This is a genomic window from Parabacteroides sp. (assembly GCF_977054455.1).
The window spans coordinates 40123-57278 of the sequence record NZ_CDRTCT010000009.1; the positions used below are offsets into that span (position 1 = coordinate 40123).

At 45.3% G+C, this 17156-nt stretch carries 12 protein-coding genes; 1 reads left to right on the forward strand and 11 read right to left on the reverse strand.

The window, feature by feature from the left end; all coding sequences use genetic code 11:
- A complete protein-coding gene (locus ACW6QF_RS06030; protein WP_303141296.1) occupies window positions 1–789 on the forward strand; it encodes an ABC transporter ATP-binding protein in 789 nt (262 codons plus the stop codon).
- Between the two features lie 311 nt (window positions 790–1100).
- Here the strand turns inward: ACW6QF_RS06030 and ACW6QF_RS06035 are convergent, their stop codons facing one another.
- From ACW6QF_RS06035 to ACW6QF_RS06085, 11 genes are all read right to left on the reverse strand, one after another.
- Complete coding sequence (locus tag ACW6QF_RS06035) at window positions 1101–4487, reverse strand: DUF6383 domain-containing protein (protein ID WP_456087146.1); 3387 nt, start codon at window positions 4485–4487, stop codon at window positions 1101–1103.
- A gap of 1489 nt (window positions 4488–5976) precedes the next feature.
- Complete coding sequence (locus tag ACW6QF_RS06040) at window positions 5977–8889, reverse strand: M16 family metallopeptidase (RefSeq protein ID WP_456087147.1); 2913 nt, start codon at window positions 8887–8889, stop codon at window positions 5977–5979.
- A 136-nt stretch (window positions 8890–9025) separates the two neighbouring features.
- Window positions 9026–10312 carry a methionine adenosyltransferase gene (gene metK / locus ACW6QF_RS06045; protein WP_298550344.1) on the reverse strand — a complete coding sequence of 429 codons (1287 nt, stop codon included), beginning with the start codon at window positions 10310–10312 and terminating at the stop codon, window positions 9026–9028.
- Between the two features lie 261 nt (window positions 10313–10573).
- Window positions 10574–10765 (reverse strand): hypothetical protein, encoded by a 192-nt coding sequence (locus ACW6QF_RS06050; protein ID WP_008150011.1) that lies wholly within the window; start codon window positions 10763–10765, stop codon window positions 10574–10576.
- Window positions 10762–11220: a 2-amino-4-hydroxy-6-hydroxymethyldihydropteridine diphosphokinase gene (gene folK / locus ACW6QF_RS06055; RefSeq protein WP_456087148.1), complete on the reverse strand. Its 459-nt coding sequence runs from the start codon at window positions 11218–11220 to the stop codon at window positions 10762–10764. Before folK ends, ACW6QF_RS06050 begins: the two co-directional genes overlap by 4 nt.
- A 12-nt stretch (window positions 11221–11232) precedes the next feature.
- Window positions 11233–12282, reverse strand: a complete 1050-nt coding sequence (queA, locus tag ACW6QF_RS06060; protein WP_298550338.1) for a tRNA preQ1(34) S-adenosylmethionine ribosyltransferase-isomerase QueA — start codon at window positions 12280–12282, stop codon at window positions 11233–11235.
- A gap of 36 nt (window positions 12283–12318) precedes the next feature.
- A complete protein-coding gene (gene truB, locus ACW6QF_RS06065) occupies window positions 12319–13029 on the reverse strand; it encodes a tRNA pseudouridine(55) synthase TruB (protein ID WP_298550337.1) in 711 nt (236 codons plus the stop codon).
- Between the two features lie 2 nt (window positions 13030–13031).
- On the reverse strand, window positions 13032–13832 hold the full coding sequence (locus ACW6QF_RS06070; protein WP_456087149.1) for an undecaprenyl-diphosphate phosphatase: 801 nt from the start codon (window positions 13830–13832) through the stop codon (window positions 13032–13034).
- Window positions 13829–14071 carry a DUF3098 domain-containing protein gene (locus ACW6QF_RS06075; RefSeq protein ID WP_298550334.1) on the reverse strand — a complete coding sequence of 81 codons (243 nt, stop codon included), beginning with the start codon at window positions 14069–14071 and terminating at the stop codon, window positions 13829–13831. Before ACW6QF_RS06075 ends, ACW6QF_RS06070 begins: the two co-directional genes overlap by 4 nt.
- Window positions 14072–14075: 4 nt before the next feature.
- Window positions 14076–14927 carry a cell division protein FtsX gene (locus ACW6QF_RS06080; protein ID WP_374044459.1) on the reverse strand — a complete coding sequence of 284 codons (852 nt, stop codon included), beginning with the start codon at window positions 14925–14927 and terminating at the stop codon, window positions 14076–14078.
- Between the two features lie 99 nt (window positions 14928–15026).
- Window positions 15027–17081 carry an ATP-binding protein gene (locus ACW6QF_RS06085; protein ID WP_456087150.1) on the reverse strand — a complete coding sequence of 685 codons (2055 nt, stop codon included), beginning with the start codon at window positions 17079–17081 and terminating at the stop codon, window positions 15027–15029.
- Between the last annotated feature and the right edge of the window lie 75 nt (window positions 17082–17156).

Below are 17156 nucleotides of genomic sequence, written 5' to 3' on the forward strand. Positions count from 1 at the left end.
ATGGTAGAAGTAAAACATATCACCAAGTCCTTTGAAGGACGCGTTGTCCTGAATGACATCAGCGCCGTCTTCGAAACGGGAAAAACAAACCTGATTATCGGGCGAAGCGGCTCCGGGAAAACGGTTCTTATCAAAAATATTATCGGGTTGATGCGTCCGGATTCGGGAGAGATTTTGTATGACGGCCGTGACTTGACATCGATGGATAAGCACGAATTGAACATGTTGCGCCGTGAAATGGGTATGCTGTTCCAAGGATCGGCCTTGTTCGACAGCATGACGGTTTTGGAAAATGTCATGTTCCCGCTGGATATGTTCTCAAACGACACTTACAAAGACCGCCTGAAACGCGCCCAATTCTGTCTGGATCGTGTGAACCTGTCGGAAGCCGGCCATCTCTATCCGTCCGAGATCAGCGGCGGTATGATGAAACGTGCCGCTATTGCCCGCGCCATCGCCCTGAACCCGAAATATCTGTTCTGTGACGAACCGAACTCCGGCCTGGACCCCAAGACTTCGTTGATTATCGACGACCTGATCCACGATATCACCGCCGAATACAAAATGACGACTATCATCAACACGCATGACATGAACTCCGTCATGAATATCGGTGAAAACATTATATTCATCAAAGAAGGCGTAAAAGAATGGCAGGGTAACAGCAAGGAAGTCATCACTTCCAAGAACAAAGCACTGAACGACTTCATCTTCGCTTCCGACCTGTTCCGTAAGGTAAAAGAGGTCGAGGAATTCGAACTGAAGGAAGAAGGACAGAAAGCAAAATAAAAAGTACAATTAAATAACGAACAGCATAAATAGAGATTGATTTGTAAAAAGCAATCATCAGAAGTCGAAAAGCCCCGAAGACATCAATACCTCCGGGGCTTTTTTGTTTATAGCTTTCGCCCTTCACAGGGTTACGGCTATTTGAACTTTTAAATTCAATATACTTTAGTATTATTAATATTAAATCTGACCGCTTGTTCGCCTGTCGCAGGGTAATTGCCGTTGTTTTGTAGAGATGCACGGCCGTGCATCTCTACGTGACGGTGGCACGCGGCCAAACATTTTAGAATTATTTGATTATAAATTCAATCTTATTTTACGATTGCCTTTACAGCTTCTTCGCCTTCAACAGCTACTACGACCACGCCCTGAGGAGCAGAGATTATAGCGTTGTCGGATGTGATGACCGTGTTGGCAACAGTCTGGCCGAGGATGTTAGAGATAACAACCTTCTTGCCGGCAGCACCAGCGATTGTTACCTGACCTTCACCGGCAATAACAGTTACTTCAGATACTTCAACGCCTTCGTTGGCAGTAGGAGCTTCAGCATCTTCGACAGCGACTTTCAAAGCATCTGCTTTTTGAGCAGTAACAACCAATGTGCCATTGACATTCTGAACATATTTATTTTCGTTCAAGATGTTGTAGTAGCCTTCGTTATCCTTGTCAACCAGGAAGTTGAAACGGAAATAGTTGATACCTTTCTTCGGTTCGGCGATCGTAGCGGTTGCTTTGCCGTCCAGTGTCAGCGTGTCACCTGCAACGACCAGAGAATCTGCACCGTAGCGAACAGCATCACGGAACTGGATTCTTGTCTTGCCATCGTAAGTGTACTGTTCTTTGTCAATTGTCGCGTCCTTGGCAGAATCGGCAGCGACATACATATACAGTCTCTTGGCAGCAACAGCTTCCGTGTCTTCTGTACCTTCAACGGCAGCGATACCCTTTGTCACGTAGTAAGACGGAGTAACCAAGTCTTTACCTTCATTGTCAGTGTAACGTGCAGTATCCAACCAGAATGTGAAGTCAACCTTTTCGTAAGCAGCCTTCAAGTCGCCTTCGCGTGCAACGGCACCGAAATTGTCCTTGCCTACGGCAACGAGGTCACCGTTGATAGCCTTCAGCTGTACATGTTTCGGAGCAGTAAACAGACTTGCAGGAGTCGGTTCGGTTGCAACGTAGAACAGGTCATTTCTTACCTCCTTATCAGAAGATTCCAAAATACCGCTTTGGGCATTTACGGTTGCTTTCTGATCGTTAAATTCGTAAGAAAGAGCCTTGCTTGTAGCACTTGCATCTTGTTCCGGTTCAGCTTCAACCAATACGTATGTATCGGCATTGTCTGTTGCAATGAAATAGAAGGCTGTCTTAACTGCGTTATATTTCTTTGTTGCACCGTTTGCATCAGTATAAGACAGTTCTTCATTATACTTGTTTTCATCCTTTGTCAAGATGTAACCGTTTCCGGCTTCATTCAGAACCAAGTATTCGCCTTTGGCGGTCTTGATATAGTACGGCTGGTATTCCAGAGTGTCGATACCTGCTACTTTTGCACCGTACTGTACCGGAGCAACAGCTGCTTCCAAGTTATACAACACTTCGTCAGCTGCCACCATGATAGAAGAGTCGTTCTTCATGTGCAAATACAGATCCTTCATGTAAGGAGAAGCAGAGTGGATCATGAATGATTTGTTTACCAAGTCATATTCAGGAGCAAACTTGTAACCGATCTGCTTTTCAACATCTTTACCAGTGTAAGCGATATTAGCGTCAACCAACATCAAAGAGTCAGTGCCGATTACGATACTGTCACTACCTAATACGTCTGTCAAACCGGAAGCAGACCATGCATCGCCTGTACCACGGTTGTAGATCGTATAGCTACCCTTTGCAGCACCTGCCGTTTTCACGAATACATACTGGCTGTACGGGTTGAATGCCTGGCCTTCTGCCAAATATTCGCTCTGTGCAACCGGGCTTTCGTTGAAGAAGAAGCCTTCGCCTTTGTTTTCTTTATTGTCACGATACTTGTTCAAGTCTTTCAGGTAATAAACCTTCGTTACATCAACATCAGCAGTACCACCGAAGTCGGGGGCAGTTTTATAAGGCTGAACCAATGGTTCGATGTAACCGGTCATAGAAGTAGCAACTGTCAGAACCTTTGTATCGTTCAATTCACGCAATGCGATAGTGGCAGCATCTGTTCCGGCAGCACGTTGGGGCAGACCTTTGATAAAGAAGGCAGTACCGGATGCTTCAGCTGCTATACGTTGCAAGCCTTCGGCTGCTTTTACAAATGCCTTGAATTTGGCTAATTTCGTATTAGTCTTATTCGCATCATCTTTTACCCATGCTTGTGCAGCTGTCAGGACACCGCCGGCTGCATTCGCTGCAGTTCCTCCATTAGCTAACGCGTTGGTTGTAAATAAAGATCCTGCAAACTTCGCATTGTAACCGTCTGCGGTTCGAGAATCTTTTACAGCTTCAGTCAACCAGTTGGAAACTGCTGTAGCCAAGTTCTTCATGGCATTGCCCGTTTCTGCGTTTGCTTCCGTATAGCCAGGTATATCGGCTGCCTGAGCGCCTGTTACTGCAGCTACATCAGCCACCTGAACGCCATACTGCTTGCTACCGTCAATAATAGCAGACTTGTAATTCTTTGCCGGTTCTCCCTTTACCGTCAAAACGATAGAGTCGTTCATCGGATAGTACTTACCTGTAAACAAGGCAGCATTGATCGGTCTTGCATACTTTGTCAAATCGGTAGGATTATAGTTTGCTTCGTTATAAGTTCCACCTGTCAAAGCAGCCATACCTGTCAGATCCAAAGACAATGTATCTGCAACCAGAGCGTGGTATGCTTTTGCAGCAGTGTCATAATAAGCCGTGTCGACCATCAACAAATATGGGTTACCGCTCTTTGTTTTCTTGTCTTTGACTGCCAAGAAAAATGCATTGTTTGCGTTGTTTTTGTAAGCCGTCCATACATTGTCCGTTAAGATGTTCTTAGCATTCTTTACGTCCTTGCCATTGTTGAAATAAACTTTGCCATCTTTCAAGACTGTTGCGAAGTCAGAAGCGGCCAAAGTGATTTCGTCTGTTGCTGTCAGTGGAACGTAAGATACGATATTGCCCGGAGCCGTTACTTTATCCACACCGCCTTTAACTGCACACAGTTTCATGCTTGCATCGAAATAGAAAGTAGAGTCACCTTTTTGTGCATACAAACCGACATCGGCTCTCCATCCCCATTCAGCATTACCGTCACCGGAAATCTTTGCAGGAGCTACAGATTGGCCTTTGCCATCAGACGTTTTTTCACCATCGGTCTGCAATTTGACACGCAGCACCTGGCTTGCAGCCTTGTTTGTAAACGTGTAGATAGGATCACTTGCCACAACACCGGAAGCGGTTGTTTTTACGGTAACCGCCCATGTGAACCCTTTATAGCCTGCAATAGTAGTAGGCTTTGCACCAAGACTCAGGCTACCGCTTGTAATCGTCAAATAGCCACCTGCCACAGGAGTTGCTGCATCGGCTGTCAAGACGTTCAACAACACTTGCTCCTTGTTTTTGGGAGTAGTGGGATCCCCGCCATTTGGTGTAAATGTCGGCCCGTTATAAGCATCATTTGCAAACGCCGACATTCCACCTGCTACCAGAGCGATAGCCAAAAGAGTAGAAAATCTCTTGTTCATAATCATTATAAAATTAATTGTTAATAAAATAGAGTATAAAAATCCAACAACTAATTTCACGAAGGGGAGAACAATCCCCCGCGAATGATTATGCACGGGCATAAAAAAACGCGGGTCTGTTGTCTATTATTTAACTGAAGGCTCTGGTAAGCCTGCCTAACAATAATAGAACAATAGCCCGCGCCTTATACGATATAACACACTCTTCCCATAACAATGGTAGATGAACTTATACGTAACCAGCGCAAGCATTTACTGTCTATTATTCCGTTAGGCTAAAAATTTACCAGATTTACAGCTAAGAATAATCTTCGTAAAATGCTTACAATATGTAAACGATCCCGCGCTCTGTGAGCCGCTGCCCACTACGGAATCACTGCAAAGGTAAATAGGTTTTCCGAATCAGCAAGAAAAAGCGCTCATAATTTTCCAAAATACATGGATTACAGAACGAAACAATATCTTTTATACAACATATCCTCCGGTTTAGGGATAAAAAGGCATATGACCGGGCTGTCATATGCCTATGGTGCTTTTGCGGCTCACCCGATAATTATTAGGGATAAATTAATTCATTATTGAGCAGAAGTGAACCATAAATGATGATTTATCAGTGTATATATGGAGGCGTCCCGTAGGCTTTCTTTTTCCGTCTGCTTCAGCAGCCGGAAAAAGAGAGGATGAGGGGGGGTAGGGATTGCTGATACTGATACCTATACCTATATAACAAGCGGTATCGGCAATCCCAAGAGAAAGGCCTAAGCGGACGGGCGTCAAGCGGAGGACGAAGCCTCCGAAGCCTGCGCTGTCTGAGCGAAGCGAGTTTCGCAGGCGACAGCGGAGTCTTTGCCCGGAGTAGACCGGACGGTTAAGCCTTGATTTTTTGGTTACTTTTGGATCAAGCCAAAAGTAACAGATAAATGTTCAAATCTTCTTAGATTATCCTCTAAATATCCCCTGGTTATTTTATTTAATTAGGGTTCATACTGCCCAGATAGCTCTATAAATCAGCATATTGCTGCGAACCCCGTGAATGCAAGATAAAAAAGGCGGATAGATCGGTAGGATTGGCTGATCGTAAACAGGGTTCACAGCCTTCACAACAAATCACTGATCATTAAGTGTTTGCCACCTGTGAATCCTATTTTCAGTTTTGTCATATAGGGGATCGGATTGGTTCCTGTCCCATAAAATATAGGTTATAGGCTAAAAAATACAGCCTTTAGCCTGTCCGGGAAAAGCCTATAGGGTAACAGGAAAAAGGTAGGCATCTATTTGGCAACCGATGCCTGCCTTTTCGGAAAGGGATAGGCACCTATTTTCAAAATACCGATGATTCGATTTTAAAACATAGGTGTCTCGTCCTGACCCAGTTTGACACTATACCTCCCTGCCTCTTATCCGAAGCGGCAAATTTAAGTAAAAAACAAAGAGCGGCACCCGATGTCTCACCGGATGCCGCCCACATATTTAATTCAAATTATGACAATCAATATCCGAACAACTCTTCCTGCGTCAGCTTCTGGATCGGACCATATTGTGACAGGCCTTTCAGATCGAGATCCTTTTCATCGCCTAATACACAATAGATATAGGTACGCCCTTTTACCCATTTTTCCTGGAATGCCTTGATTTCGGGCAATGTCATTGTCTGCGCCTTCTCGAACAGTTCTTTACGGCTGTCCGTGTTCAGACCTAAATCCTGGGCATTCAGGTAAGACCAAAGAACGTCCGATTTGGTAATACGCTCCGTACGCAAACGGGTGATAAGAGCGTCTTTAGCCAAATTGAACGCTTTTTCTGATTCCGGCATATTATTGATAATTTCGTCGAAAGCCTTCAGGGCATCGATCATCTTATCGTTCTGAGTCGCGATAAACGTACGGTAGACATACGGATATTTCAGTTTGGACGGAGTAATCAGGAAAGCACCTGCGGAATAAGCCAAGCCACGCGATTCACGCATTTCCTGGAATACGATCGCGTTCATTCCGCCACCGAAGTATTCGTTATACATGTCCAATGTAGGCTGGATAGCCGGATCGAACTTTTCGCCCCGGTTAGAGACTGCCGAGAAATAAATCTGTTTAGCATCGTACTGTGCAAGCAGGACTTTATTTTCAGGAGTTTCCTGCTGACTGAACTCGATGGCTGCCGGAACCGGTTGCAACTGGTCGGGAACATTATGATATTGTTTGATGATATCCAGAACGGCCTGCGGTTTTTCCGGACCATAATACAAGATCTTATGATCGAATGAGTTGATCTTATGAATGCGGTCCACCAGTTCCTGCGGGTCCATCTGCTGCAACTCGGCAGTTGTCAGCACATTTGTGGCAGGAGACTTGGGGCCCCAGATCGCATACTGGATCAGCTTGTTGAAATTCTGTCCCTGATTCAATTTGGCATCAACCCGTTTTTTCAGGATATCACCGGCAAGATTTCCATAAGCTTCTTTATTAACCTGTGCATCGGCCAGGATTTCCTCAAACAGAGCCATTGCTTTCGGCATATTTTCCTTTAGGCCTTCCAGCATCACATACGTGCGGTCCGAACCGGGGAATACGTTGAAGTAACAAGCCAGTTTGTAGAACTCCTCATTGATTTCCTTCAAGCTCATTTTAGATGTACCCAAATACTTCATATATTCGAAAGCGGTACCCATTGCCTTATCGTTATTCGTACCCATATCGAATACATACATCAGAGAGAAGAGATCATTGGAAGTATTCTCCTTGTACAATACCGGGATATTGGATTGGGCAGTCAGTTTTTGCAAATCCTTACCATAATCCAGGAATACCGGTTCGATCGGAGCCACTTGTGAAGCCTGTATTTCTTTCAGGAACCTACTTGAGCTGTCGCGATTCATCACGATCGGAGTGATTTTAGGTTTGTCGATCTTCTTTTCGTTCGGATCTTTGCCTTGTTTCTTATAGATAAGCGCATAGTTGTCACCGAAATACTTGTTGGCAAAATCGACGATCTGCTGTTTCGTCACTTTGCTCATGCGATCTAACGAAGCGACTTCATCTTTCCAATCGACACCGTCGATGAAAGAAGAGACAAACATATCGGCACGGCCGTCGTTACGATCCATCCGGTACATCTGCATCAGTTTATAGTTATTGATCGCAGCCTCCAACAAACCTTCGTCAAACTCCCCTTTCTTCAGTTTCTCGATTTCAGCCAGGAAAAGATCTTTCACTTCATCCAATGTCTGTCCCTGCTTCGGACGGCCGTTAATAACAAAAGCATTGTAATCTGACATTCCGTATGTTCCGGCATAGCAGCTCAGCACTTTCTGCTGCTGGACCAAATCGACATCCAATAAACCGGCTTTACCGTTATTGATAATATCGCCTGTCAGGTTCAGCAAATCCTGGTCAGGAGAAGCAGCCCCAGGAAAACGCCAACCCAATGTCACGTTTTCGGCATCGACTCCCAACACTTCTTTGACAACCGGCGCCTTAATCGGAGACTCATGCGTCACCGGCAACTTCGGCAGGTTGGGGTTCGGTTTCAAGTGACCGAAATATTTATTGATCGTCCCGATCATCTGGTCCGGATCGAAATCTCCGGACAGACAGATTGCCATATTGTTAGGGACATACCAGGTTTTATGGTAGTTCTTGATATTCGTGATAGACGGGTTCTTCAGATTTTCCTGTGTTCCGAGGACAGTCTGCGTTCCATAAGGATGATCGGGGAAAAGAGCGGTCAGGACAGCTTCATACACTTTACGTCCATCACTGGTAAGAGACATGTTCTTTTCTTCATACACAGTCTCAAGTTCCGTATGGAAACCACGGATTACATTGTTTTCAAAACGGTCCGCCTGTATCTTTGCCCAGTTGTCGATCTGGTTGGAAGGAATATCTTCCACATAGACCGTCTGGTCAAAACCGGTGTACGCATTCGTTCCGGTCGCACCGATAGCAGACATCAGTTTATCGTATTCGTTCGGAATTGCCAACTTCGAAGCCTCATAGGACACACTGTCTATCTGATGATAAATAGCCTGGCGTTCCGCCTCATCGGTAGTCTTACGATACACTTCAAAAAGCTGTTCGATCTGATCGAGCATCGGTTTTTCCTGTTCGTAATTCTGCGTGCCGAACTGCTGAGTCCCTTTAAACATCAAGTGTTCAAAATAGTGCGCCAGACCGGTTGTTTCGGCGGGATCGTTCTTACCACCCACGCGAACGGCGATATACGTTTGAATACGCGGGGTCTCTTTATTCACAGTCATATACACTTTCAAGCCGTTATCCAGAGTATAGATACGGGCTTTCAGAGGATCGTTCGGGACCGACTCGTATTTGAACGGGGAAGTCTCTGCACATGCGGTAGCCAAAAGGAGAAGAAAGGCTAACTGAAGAAACTGAATCGTTTTACGCATAAATTTTAGATTTAGATAATTACAAGCATCAAATATATGAAATTTAAAATAAAAATAGCTCCCGCCCGAAAAAAAACGGAACAAGAACCGATTTTTTTCAGACGGGAGCTAATATAGGTTCGTACAAACGGTTATATTAAAGACCGAATGCTTCTTTTACCTTATCGACATAATCCAGTTTTTCCCAAGTAAACAGTTCCACTTCGCAGATGGTCGGTTCCGGATTGTAACGAGAAGTAAATGTTTTCGTCACAACCTGTGGTTTACGTCCCATGTGGCCGTAAGATGCAGTTTCCAGATAGATCGGGTTACGCAGTTTCAGACGTTCTTCGATTGCTTTCGGACGCATGTCGAACAGGTTCCAGATCTTTTCTGCTATCTCTCCATCCGTCATTTTCACATTGGCACGGCCGAACGTATTGACAAAAATATTCATCGGTTTAGCGACACCGATCGCATACGATACCTGTACCAACATTTCATCAGCTACACCGGCGGCTACCAGATTCTTCGCGATATGGCGAGCGGCATAAGCGGCAGAACGGTCTACCTTCGAAGGATCTTTTCCTGAGAACGCACCACCGCCGTGAGCGCCTTTGCCACCGTATGTATCGACGATGATCTTACGGCCTGTCAGACCGGTATCGCCGTGAGGACCGCCGATCACGAACTTCCCGGTCGGATTCACATGATAGATGATATCCTCATTGAACAAAGCCTGGACATGAGCCGGATACTGGGCTTTCACACGCGGGATCAGTATGCACTTCACATCCTCGGCGATCTTTTTCTGCATAGCCAGATCCGCTTCTTCCTGTGTGATACCTTTTGCCGTGATAAATTCATCATGTTGTGTAGAAACAACAATCGTATCGATGCGCAACGGTTTTCCGTTATCATCATATTCAATCGTCACCTGGCTCTTTGCATCCGGACGGAGGTAAGGCATCAGGTCGTTTTCATTCTTGCGTATCTCGGCAAGCTCCCACAACAGGCTGTGTGAAAGATCCAAAGCCAGAGGCATATAGTTTTCTGTCTCGTTAGTGGCATAACCGAACATCATACCCTGGTCGCCCGCACCCTGGTTATAGGGATCTTCGCGCTCGACACCACGGTTAATGTCGCCACTCTGTTCATGGATAGAAGAGAATACGCCACATGATTTCGCTTCAAACTGGTATTCGCTTTTCGTATAACCAATTTTTTCGATCACGTTACGGGCAACATCCTGTACATCCACGTAAGCACTTGATTTTACTTCTCCAGCCAAGACAACCTGTCCGGTTGTAACAAGGGTTTCGCAAGCAACTTTAGAGTTCTTGTCATAAGCCAGGAACTCATCCAGCAAAGCATCCGATATCTGATCGGCTACTTTATCGGGGTGCCCTTCGGACACCGATTCGGAGGTGAATAAATAACTCATCGTTTTTTTAATTGAAAATTGAAAATTGAGAGTTGAGAATTAAAAGGCGTAAACCCGATAAAGTCAACAGACAATTTACAATTGACGGTTAATAAATCAAATAAATGGATTGACGAGGGGAAATTTGCTATGCCGGACGGCAGTAATATAAAGGCTTGTTTTTAGCATTTTTTCCTGTGGTTGCAAGCAATACAAATCTATCCACATCAATTCGAGCGCAAAAATACAAAACAATTGACAATTGCAATTGATAACTGCCAATTATTTTTTCTTTTTTGTGTTACGCAACGCTTTTTTATACTTGAACTCCGCTTTCATCTTGGCAGAACCCGATTTATGCGTGCCACGCAGGAAATCAGAAAACTTGATCTTTTTCTCTCCGGCATTTTCGTCTTTTCCTTTTTTCTTAAAGACCATGCCACCACCGGTCAATATCTTTTCTATATCATTCATAATCGTTCTTTTAAATCTATTATACGTTCTTTCAACACAGGGTGCACGACAAACGGAGCTATTTCGGACAAAGGATCCATCACGAACTTCCGTTCATGCATAAGAGGGTGCGGCAAGGTAAGTCCCGGTATCTGCAAAACCTCGTCCTCATACAGAAGGATATCGATATCGATCACGCGGTCATGATAGACACCGTTGCTTTTTTCCACGCGGCCCAATTCCTTTTCGATCTGCTGGGTTATCTGCAATAATTCCAACGGAGAAAGAGAAGTCTTCAATTTAACAGCCGCATTCAAGAAAAAGTTCTCCGACGCGAACCCCCACGGCTCCGTTTCATAGAAACCGGAAAGGGCGAGAACATCTCCCACCCTTTCAGCTAACAACGCCGCGGCTGTTATCATGTTCCGTCGCTTATTCCCGATATTGGTTCCCAGACCCAGGTATGCAATCGCCATAAGCACCCGTTTTTACAGGATCAACATGGCGTCGCCATAAGCGCCGAAACTATATTTTTCTTTCAATGCGACCTCATAAGCATCCATGATCAGGTCGTATCCGCCGAAAGAGGCCGTCATCATCAACAAGGTGGAGAGCGGCATATGGAAATTTGTGATCATGCTGGACGCCACACTGAAGTCATACGGCGGGAAGATGAACTTATTGGTCCACCCTTCAAACTCTTTCAGGTGACCGTCCGTACTGACAGCCGTTTCGATAGCGCGCATCACGGACGTACCGACCGCACAAATCTGTCGGCCGTTATCCTTTGCCGTATTCACGATGTTGACGACATCTCCGTTCACGACCATTTGTTCGGAATCCATCTTATGCTTGGTCAGATCTTCCACATCGATTTCGCGGAAGTTGCCCAGACCGGAATGCAATGTCAGGAAAGCGAACTGGCAATCCTTGATCTCCAGACGTTTCATCAGCTCGCGGCTGAAATGAAGACCTGCGGCGGGAGCCACGACAGCCCCTTCCTCCGTCGCAAAAATATTCTGGTAACGATCTTCGTCATCCGGTTCTACCGGACGGTCGATATATTTAGGCAGCGGGGTTTCGCCCAATGCGTACAATGCCTTTTTAAATTCATCATGGTTCCCGTCATAAAGGAAACGCAAGGTACGGCCGCGTGATGTCGTGTTGTCGATCACTTCAGCCACCATCGAATCGTCTTCACCAAAATACAATTTATTACCGATACGGATTTTACGGGCGGGATCGACCAATACATCCCAAAGGCGGAGATCTTCGTTCAACTCACGCAACAGAAAGACCTCGATACGAGCGCCGGTCTTTTCCTTGTTTCCGTATAAACGGGCAGGAAAAACCTTCGTGTTATTGAAGATGAACACATCTTTTTCACCGAAATAGCTGAGCAAGTCTTTGAATACCTTATGCTCGATCTCTCCGGTCTTGCGATTGACAACCATCATTCTGGACTCGTCCCTGTTCTTTGCCGGATGGAGAGCGATCAGCTCCTGCGGTAAGTTAAATTTGAATTTCGACAGCTTCATAATATAAATTCTATTTTTATTTTATTCTTATCATTACTACTCCTCACAATCCTTCCCGATTGCGATATTTTCATCTAAAAAAGCATCGATATCATCGGGAGACATGCATTTGTCCAGCGTGATATCTCCTATACGAGTCCGTTCGAGAGCGGTCAGATGGGCGCCCGACCGGAGAGCGACACCGATATCACGTGCCAAAGCGCGGATATAAGTTCCCTTGCTGCAAACCACCCGGATCTTGATAACCGGCAGGTCACACTCCAACAACTCCATCTCATCGATCACAAGCGTCTTGGATTTCAATTCCACCTCTTCTCCCTTGCGTGCCAGTTCATACGCCCGCTTCCCATCCACCTTGCAAGCCGAAAAAACCGGCGGGATCTGCTGGATCGTTCCCACGAACGACTGTAACACCCTCTCTACTTCCTCACGGGTAATATGTTCTGTCGGATACACTCCGTCTATCTCTTTTTCCAAATCAAAAGAAGGAGTCGTTTCCCCCAACTTCAAGGTAGCGACATACTCTTTCGTCTGATACTGAAATTCATCGATCCTCTTGGTGGCCTTGCCCGTACAAACAATCATCACCCCTGTCGCCAACGGATCCAACGTTCCGGCGTGCCCCACTTTTATCTTTTTCACCTTCAGTTTCCGCGATAATTTATACCGGAACTTGTTCACCAGGTCAAAGGAAGTCCACTTCAAGGGCTTATTGAAATATAATACTTCTCCTGCTATAAAATCCATTCTTATTTAAGTAACGTACAGGCAATCGTAACCAAACCTGCAATTGCACAATAGATGGCGAAATAAATCAGTTTTCCCTTCTTTACGATATTGATCATCCATTTACAAGCGATACATCCCGATACGAATGCAGCCATAAAACCGACCACCAATGACAGTGCCGGAATATCACCCGCTACCGCCTCGCCTTTTACCGCTTTCATGACATCCAGCAACGCTTCTCCCAAAATCGGGGGAATAACCATCAGGAATGAGAACTGTGCCAGTTTTGCCTTATTGTTTCCCAATAACAAACCGGTTGCAATCGTTGTTCCCGAACGGGAAAGTCCCGGCATCACGGCACACGCCTGAGCCAAACCGATGATGAAGGCATCCTTCATCGAGATATTCTCTTTCTGGCGGGGTTTGGCATAATAGGAAAATGCGAGCAATGCGGCCGTCAGCAACAACATACAGCCGACAATCAACAGTCCCGATCCGAAAATGTCTTCCACCGTATCCTTGAAGAACACGCCTACGATACCGATAGGAATCATAGAAATCAGGATATTGATCACATAGCGCGTTTCTGCGTTCATCTTGAACTTAAACAGCCCCCGGAATATCCATTCGATCTCTTTCCACAAAATCACCAGCGTACTGAATACGGTCGCTACATGGACAACGATCGTAAAGGCCAGGTTTTCTTCTCCCTGAATCCCGAACAAAGCAGAACCGATAGCCAGATGCCCGCTACTGCTGACCGGCAGGTATTCCGTAAGTCCCTGAATAATCCCTAACACCAAGGCCTCAAACCAACTCATTCCGCAACTTCCTTATTTTTGCTGTTCTTCAAAATACCGAAAATCATCAATATGAAACCGATCACCGTCACAGCCGGAGCCACCACAATACGGCGGGAACTGAAAATCTCAGGATTGAAACCTGCCGGATCCTGCGAACCGCCGCCGCTCATCAACATAAAACCAATCGCGATGACAGCAACAGCAACAGCGATCAAAATAAAATTTTCTTTTCCAAAAGCAAAATCTCTCTTAGCCATACATTTATATATAATATAGTTTATCAACACCCATTCGTAAATACTTGTTCACCGCAAAGACAGTAGCCGTAACCGAAAGCAGGATTCCCATTACCAACACGCCGGCATAAACAATTATCAACGCTTTAATATCCAGCAGCTGAATGAAACCGGACAATTCGTTCTGCAAATAATACAACGCTCCCGTGAGCATTAATATTGCGAGGATGGACGCAAAAATGCCACTGACCACATTATACCGCACAAACGGCCTCCTGATAAAACCGGGCGTAGCCCCCACCAGCTTCATCGTATGAATCAGGAAACGTTTGGAATAAATCAGCAGACGGATCGTATTACCGATCAGCACAAACGAGATTGTCATCAGCATCACGGCAAGGGTAAGCAAGATCAGGCTGACCCGTTTCACATTGTCGTTCACCATCTGCATCATATCTTTCCGGTAAAGCAAATCGGAAACGGAAGTATAGTTTTTTATTTTCTTTTCAATCAGTTGCAGACTGTCGGCATTGGCATATTCCGAATGCAATTTCACTTCAATGGAAGCCTGTAAGGGGTTAAAGCCCAGAAAAGTTTCGGGATTTTCGCCCAGTTCCTCTTCGAGTTCCTTAGCCGCCTGCTCTTTCGAGATATATTCGGTCGATTTGATATAAGGCAACGCATCCAGCGCCTTCTGCATCTTCTTTATATCCGCTTCTTTCTGATTATCTTTTAGTACGATCGAGAATGAGATGTTCTCCTTCACATATACGGAAAGTTTGTTTCCCAACAATCCTATCAGAAATACAAGTCCCAACAGAAAGAGCACCAACGCGATACTTATAATGGAAGTCAGACGAGAATGAAATTGAGACATAACCTTATTGTTATTAAATAAAGCGAGGAGATGCATTCAGAGAATACACCTCCCAATTTTTCTGCAAAAGAACAAATAATTTATGAAATAGTGGTTACTTTACAATTCTTTAACTACAGTCAACGAGCATGGATGGATAAAAACAAACCGGGCGCCTTCCGCATAAGTCACATCCAGATAGATTTCACCTTTCAGCCGATCGGCTATGAGCCGGCAGATGGACAACCCCAACCCGGTTCCCTGCGCATATTCGTTCAACTTTTCGAACCGCTCGAAAATCTTCTCCCGCATATCCGGCGAGATGCCGCATCCCGTATCTGTCACCACAAAGCGGACCTGCCGTTGCCCATCCTCGACTTGCACCGACAACTCGATCTTTCCTTTTTCCGTAAACTTCGCAGCATTCGAAAGCAGGTTTATCAATAACTGCTGCAAGCGAAGCGGATCCGTAATCAATTGAAAAGACTCGTAAGGGCAATCCAATAGCAAGCCGACACCCGGCGAAACACGATGCGCCACGCTTTTGACCGCCTCCTGGACGCACTGCTTCAGATCGACTTCTTTAAAGACAAACTTCATATTTCCGGATTCTATACGAGAAAGATCGAGCACGTCATTTATCAGATTCAGAAGCAGATCCGAATTATTCCGGATCGTTTCAATAAACAACACCCGCTCCTCCTTCGAGTAGTCTTCGGCTGCCAGCAATTGGGAGAACCCCACGATCGCATTCATCGGTGTCCGGATTTCATGACTGATATTCGCAATAAACAAACTCTTCGAAGCATTGGCATGCTCGGCCTCCTCTTTTGCGACACGCAACTTCTTTTCCGAATCCAACAACGACTCTTTCTCCTGCTCTATTACCTTTTTCATCCGCAATTGCCTGCGGTATAAGCGATAGAAGACATACGCCATTCCGATCAACAGGAGCAGCAACGTAGAAAGGAAAAACAATTGCCTGTTCTTTGCCGAGAGCTTCGTCTTTTGCAACTCGATTTCCTTCGATTGCAGTTTCTGCCTGTTCTGATCATACAGCGAGTAAAAGCGGTTGATCTGGTTCGTAAACGTCATGTCGTGCTTATAGCCGACCACTTCCAACAGACGTTTATAAACCGCCAAAGCGCCCTCCATATCGCCCCCGCGCACCAACAGTTCCGCCTTTAAAAGAAGGACCTCTTCATATTCATCTGTTTCAAGGACAAGATTCACATACTGCAAGGCTTTCTTACGGTCTTCGGTCAATTCATAATACCGGGCTTTGACAAAATTCAGTAAATATCCGACATACGGATCTTCTTCGGCTCCCCCATTCGCATCCGCCTTTTCCAAGCAGCTATGCGCTTCCCCGGCATTGCCCATACTGATTGCAAGATCAGCTTTATACACAAGCAATTGGCAGATATTGGCATCGATCGGATATGAGCAGTCCAATTTTTCTCCTTCTATCTTCCATTTCTCCAACAAATCTTCATACCGGGCTATATATGTTTCACACTCAGGCAGTCGCTTCAGCCGTAGCAAAGACTCGAGAATATCGCCTACATATTGCATCTTATACCCGATATTGCCGTCCTCCTTGTCTAAAAGATCGAATCCCTCCTTATATATCACCACGGCATCGCTGTCTTTCCGCAAATACTTGTAAATGCCTCCCAAGATCTCGGCACTGCAAACAATACCGTATCGGTCTTGTTCGCCCCGCGCTTTATTATAGGTTTCGAGTGCGATATCTATGGCAACTCCATATTTCCCCTCCCAAAGGTTCGATTGCGAGATATAAGTCTTCATAGTATAGTAAAGTTCCCGGTATTCTTCGCTATCGGATGCTATCGCCTCGGTCCGGGCCATCAGATCGCAAAGGGCCTCCAGCCTGTTATTGTTATAATAAAAACGTCCCATGCTCGATATGGCTTCATACATCATAGCAGTGTCACGTGAATGTAAAATCTCATGAAGCGCACTGTCCAATGTCGCAATATCCGTCGTCGAATCGGCAAACAGGAAGCTGATCTCGTCCAAAACGGCACATTTAGCACTCAAGCTGTTTTCTTTTTCAAGCATAGCTCGCAAACTATCGATTTCTGTTGCTTTCGAAAGGGAGGCCAACAGTAGAAAAAGAAGCCAGGTCAAAATATATTTCTTATCAAGCATAAGATACCTCTATTATCCTACAAAAATAGGATACTCGGCTTAAATAAACGAATCCCCGACGATAATATTACCGCC

Excerpts from the sequence above, each read along its gene's own strand:
- metK (WP_298550344.1), bottom strand. The coding sequence starts at position 10,312 with ATGAGTTATTTATTCACCTCCGAATCGGTGTCCGAAGGGCACCCCGAT.
- truB (WP_298550337.1), bottom strand. The coding sequence starts at position 13,029 with ATGGATTTTATAGCAGGAGAAGTATTATATTTCAATAAGCCCTTGAAG.
- ACW6QF_RS06080 (WP_374044459.1), bottom strand. The coding sequence starts at position 14,927 with ATGTCTCAATTTCATTCTCGTCTGACTTCCATTATAAGTATCGCGTTG.
- ACW6QF_RS06070 (WP_456087149.1), bottom strand. The coding sequence starts at position 13,832 with ATGAGTTGGTTTGAGGCCTTGGTGTTAGGGATTATTCAGGGACTTACG.
- ACW6QF_RS06035 (WP_456087146.1), bottom strand. The coding sequence starts at position 4,487 with ATGAACAAGAGATTTTCTACTCTTTTGGCTATCGCTCTGGTAGCAGGT.
- queA (WP_298550338.1), bottom strand. The coding sequence starts at position 12,282 with ATGAAGCTGTCGAAATTCAAATTTAACTTACCGCAGGAGCTGATCGCT.
- ACW6QF_RS06085 (WP_456087150.1), bottom strand. The coding sequence starts at position 17,081 with ATGCTTGATAAGAAATATATTTTGACCTGGCTTCTTTTTCTACTGTTG.
- folK (WP_456087148.1), bottom strand. The coding sequence starts at position 11,220 with ATGGCGATTGCATACCTGGGTCTGGGAACCAATATCGGGAATAAGCGA.
- ACW6QF_RS06075 (WP_298550334.1), bottom strand. The coding sequence starts at position 14,071 with ATGGCTAAGAGAGATTTTGCTTTTGGAAAAGAAAATTTTATTTTGATC.
- ACW6QF_RS06030 (WP_303141296.1), top strand. The coding sequence starts at position 1 with ATGGTAGAAGTAAAACATATCACCAAGTCCTTTGAAGGACGCGTTGTC.
- ACW6QF_RS06040 (WP_456087147.1), bottom strand. The coding sequence starts at position 8,889 with ATGCGTAAAACGATTCAGTTTCTTCAGTTAGCCTTTCTTCTCCTTTTG.
- ACW6QF_RS06050 (WP_008150011.1), bottom strand. The coding sequence starts at position 10,765 with ATGAATGATATAGAAAAGATATTGACCGGTGGTGGCATGGTCTTTAAG.